The sequence below is a fragment of the Neisseria flava genome (genome assembly GCF_982712965.1).
In genome coordinates this window covers 1-4,102 of record NZ_CEXQBZ010000091.1, presented here as the reverse complement: position 1 = coordinate 4,102, position 4,102 = coordinate 1, and the positions used below count along the sequence as shown (strand labels likewise).

Here is a 4,102-nt window from a genome sequence, read left to right as displayed (position 1 = left end):
ATGTATATTTGCTCATAAAAAAACTGCACCTTGTGAGTTGGAGGGGATGTCCAACTTTTGGGGTGCAGTTCAATCTTGATTTTAAGTTTTCAGACGACCTTTCAATAAAACAAAACCATCTCCCGCCAATATTTCAAACATAATTATCCACATGACTATCTAATCTATCCTTCTGAAAAATAAAAAGATTATATTTTTTCTCAAATTTTATACACACTTTATCCATAGCTTTTCTCCAACGATAAAAAAGGTCGTCTGAAAACCCAAATTCGGATTTCAGACGATCTTTTATCCACAAGCTTATCAGTGATCAATCGCCCATGACTTTGCCTTCGCGGCGCGGGTCGGCACCGCCGAGCAAACCGTCTTTGCCGATCACAATGCCTTGTACGCCGGAATTCAAATCGCGGATTTGGACTTTGTAGCCCAGTTTTTCCAATGCTGCCGCTTTGTCCGCCGCCGCGGTTTTTTCCTCGATTTCATACTGGCTGCCGCGATTGAGCATATTCGGCAGGGAGATTGCCGCCTGAATGTCCATACCCCAATCGATATGCGCCACCAGCGTTTTGGCGACGAAACCGATGATGCGGCTGCCGCCGGGCGAACCGACCGCCAAATAAGGCTTGCCGCCTTTCATCACAATGGTCGGCGCCATCGAAGAACGCGGCCGTTTGCCGCCCGCCACGCTGTTTGCCACCGTTTTACCGTCCGCGCCGACGGGGTTGAAAGCAAAATCGGTCAATTCATTGTTGAGCAGATAGCCGTTTGTCATTAGTCCCGAACCGAACGCGTTTTCAATCGAAGTCGTCATCGACACGACGTTGCCGTCTTTATCCACAACCACCAAATGGCTGGTGGACGGCAGCTCTACCGCCATACCCTGTGCGTATTTCTTGCCAAACTTGCCCGCCTGAATGTTTTCCAACGCCTTGTCAGCTTGGCGGATTTCTTCGGCACGCGGTTTCAGGTAAGCCTGAGAAATCAAGGCACGGGTCGGGACGTTGACAAACGCGGGATCGCCAATGTAATGATCTCGGTCGGCAAACGCAATCCGCGACGCATCGCCTATCCAGCGCCAACTATGGATATTTTCCGCTCCCAACGCCTTCATATCCTGATTTTGCAAGATGCCCAAAATTTCACCCAAAGCAATCGCGCCCGAACTTGGCGCGCCCATGCCGCAAACTTCATATTCACGATAGGGCGCGCAAACCGGTTGACGCTCGATAACGCGGTAGTTTTTCAAATCCGACAAACTGATTTTGCCGGGGTTATCCACAGCACCGGTAACGGCACGGACAATATTCTGCGCCTGCGCCCCCTGATAAAACGGCGCACTGCCTTTTTCCGCCAACAGGCGAACGGAGCGGGCAAATTCAGGGTTTTTCAACACCGTTCCCGCTGCCAAAGGCTTGCCGTCAGGCAGGAAATACGCGGCGGTTTGCGGATAACGTTTCAAAGGCTCGAGATTCTGCTCGATAGATTTCGCCATGCGCGGTGAAACGGTAAAGCCCTGTTCCGCCAAAGCAATCGGTTTGTCAAACAGACTTGCCCAAGGCAATTTGCCATAACGCTTGTGGACATCTTCCAGCAGCTTCGGAATCCCCGGCACACCGACCGAACGGCCGCCGACCACCGCGTTCATAAAGCCCATCGGCTTGCCGTTTTCATCCAAAAAAAGCGCCGGCGTTGCCGCTTTCGGCGCCGTTTCTCGGGCATCAAACGTCGTCAGTTTTTTCGCCTTATTGTCCCAATATACCAAAAACGCGCCGCCGCCCAAACCGGAAGACTGCGGTTCGGTCAGACCCAAGGTTGTCTGCATGGCGATCATCGCATCTATCGCGCTGCCGCCGCGTTTCAAAACCTCATATCCCGCCTCGGTTGCCAACGGATTGGCAGACGCCGCCATATAATGTTTGGCGCGGATCAATTTCTGCTCGGTCAGCCCCGTCCCTTGTTCCGGCGCATGGTTATCCACAGCCGTCGGCACAGGCGCAGCATCAGGTTTCTGCATCGGCTGGTGCGCGCACGCCGCCAAAACCAAAACAGCCGACAGGTTTAATCCAAAAGAAAATTTCATATCTGCTCCCTTTTCGTTGAGATATTTTTCAGACGACCTGCGGTTGAAAAACACAAAAGGTCGTCTGAAACATGAAAACCGATTGGACTGTTTATCTCTTCGGACAGTTCCGTTTGAGCCCGGTATAAAACCGGCAGGCTGTGTGTATAGCCGGAAAGTTATACACAAATAAAAACCGGATTTCAAAATTATCCACATCTGCAAACAAGGCAAACGGCAGTTTATCCGCATCCAAACTCTACATTCAACTTATTGAACTAAAAAAGGAATAAAAGTTATACACAAACAAATGCGCGACTCAATATAATCATCCATTTATTATTTAAAATCTTATTTATAGTTTGTTTCCCAACGCGCAGCCAAAGCCCGCAACGTAAAGGCATCTTTTCAAAAAATTAGATAGTTAAGGATTGTTAAACCTCTGTAAATCAGATAGAGTTACGGCTGATAAATTAAATTAATAATGGAGCTTCCATCAATGAAAGGCGATATCGGCGTCATCGGCTTGGCCGTTATGGGTCAAAATTTGATTTTGAATATGAACGATCACGGTTTCAAAGTCGTGGCGTACAACCGGACCACTGCTAAAGTAGACGATTTTCTCAACGGCGCAGCCAAAGGCACCAACATTATCGGTGCCTATTCATTGCAAGATTTAGTGGATAAACTGGAAAAACCGCGCAAAATCATGATGATGGTACGCGCAGGTTCTGTCGTGGATGACTTTATCGAGCAACTTGTCCCGCTTTTGGACCAAGGCGACATTATTATTGACGGCGGCAACGCCAACTATCCCGATTCCACCCGCCGCACCCACGAGCTGGCGGCAAAAGGCATCCGCTTTATCGGCGCAGGCGTTTCCGGCGGCGAAGAAGGCGCGCGTCACGGTCCATCCATCATGCCCGGCGGCGACGAAGCCGCATGGCCCGCCGTCAAACCCATCTTCCAAGCCATTGCCGCCAAAACCCCGCAAGGCGAACCCTGCTGCGACTGGGTCGGCCGCGACGGCGCAGGCCATTTCGTCAAAATGGTGCACAACGGCATCGAATACGGCGATATGCAGTTGATTTGCGAAGCCTACCAATTCATGAAAGACGGCTTGGGTCTGAGCTACGACGAAATGCACCGCATTTTCAGCGAATGGAACCAAACCGAGCTGGATTCCTACCTGATTGAAATCACCGCCGCGATTTTGGGCTACAAAGACGAAAACGGCGAACCTTTGGTCGAAAAAATCCTCGATACCGCCGGACAAAAAGGCACAGGCAAATGGACCGGCATCAACGCCCTCGACTTGGGCATCCCGCTGACGCTGATTTCCGAAGCCGTGTTTGCCCGCTGCGTATCCGCGTTCAAAGACCAACGTGTTCAAACCAGCCGCTTGTTCGGCAAAACCGTTACCCCCGTTGGCGGCGACAAAGCCGCATGGGTCGAAGCCCTGCGCCAAGCCCTGTTGGCATCCAAAATCATCTCCTACGCACAAGGCTTCATGCTCATCCGCGAAGCCAGCGAAAACAACGATTGGGCATTGAACTACGGCAACACCGCCCTTCTGTGGCGCGAAGGCTGCATCATCCGCAGCGCGTTCTTGGGTAACATCCGCGACGCATACGAAGCCAATCCCGATTTGGTGTTCTTGGGTTCCGACCCCTATTTCAAAGGCGTATTGGAAAACTGCCTGCCCGCATGGCGCAAAGTGGTCGCCAAAGCCATCGAATGCGGCATCCCCATGCCCTGCATGGCTTCCGCGATTACCTTCCTCGACGGCTACACCACCGAACGCCTGCCCGCCAACCTGCTGCAAGCCCAACGCGACTACTTCGGCGCGCATACCTACGAGCGCACTGACAAACCGCGCGGCGAGTTCTTCCATACCAACTGGACAGGCAAAGGCGGCGATACCGCATCGACCACTTACGATATTTGATTTGTCTGAGTTAGCAACAAGGTCCTTGGATTCGGATTTCAAGTGCAACACTATGGTACTAGTGGTTGGAACAGATTCAAGAATAAAACACTTGG

General features: G+C 51.4%; 2 protein-coding genes. One reads left to right on the top strand and one right to left on the bottom strand.

The window, feature by feature from the left end:
* Nucleotides 1–310: 310 nt before the first annotated feature.
* Nucleotides 311–2,080: a gamma-glutamyltransferase gene (gene ggt, locus AC5M9B_RS04625; RefSeq protein WP_487648310.1), complete on the bottom strand. Its 1,770-nt coding sequence runs from the start codon at nt 2,078–2,080 to the stop codon at nt 311–313.
* Nucleotides 2,081–2,558: 478 nt separating this feature from the next.
* On the opposite strand from ggt, the gene gnd reads away from it, so the two are divergent.
* Entirely contained in the window at nt 2,559–4,007 is a 1,449-nt protein-coding gene (gene gnd, locus AC5M9B_RS04620) for a decarboxylating NADP(+)-dependent phosphogluconate dehydrogenase (RefSeq protein WP_070654938.1), read from the top strand.
* Nucleotides 4,008–4,102 lie beyond the last annotated feature (95 nt).

Bases quoted from the DNA above. Each gene is read 5' to 3' on its own strand.
- ggt (WP_487648310.1), bottom strand. From the start codon at position 2,080: ATGAAATTTTCTTTTGGATTAAACCTGTCGGCTGTTTTGGTTTTGGCG.
- gnd (WP_070654938.1), top strand. From the start codon at position 2,559: ATGAAAGGCGATATCGGCGTCATCGGCTTGGCCGTTATGGGTCAAAAT.